This window comes from Saccharothrix sp. ST-888, assembly GCF_000955975.1.
Lineage (GTDB): Bacteria > Actinomycetota > Actinomycetes > Streptomycetales > Streptomycetaceae > Kitasatospora.
On the sequence record NZ_JYJF01001181.1, the window covers coordinates 1 to 207 of the forward strand.

General features: G+C 72.0%; 1 protein-coding gene. It reads left to right on the forward strand.

Annotated elements, in window-relative coordinates:
• Nucleotides 1–207: AMP-binding protein (locus UK12_RS36160; protein ID WP_045307476.1), on the forward strand; the 207-nt coding region annotated here is incomplete at both ends.

A 207-nucleotide genomic window follows, 5' to 3' on the forward strand; every position in this document is an offset into this window, starting at 1 on the left:
GACCCTGCCGGAGGCGTTCGCGGCGCAGGTGGCGGCGACTCCGGACGCGGTCGCGTTGGTGTCGGCAGGTGAGGAGTTGACGTATCGCGAGCTGAATGTGCGGGCGAACCGGTTCGCGCATGCGTTGATCGCTCGGGGTGTGGGGCCGGAGCGGGTCGTGGCGGTGGCGTTGCCGCGGTCGGTGGAGTCGGTGGTGGCGGTCCTGGG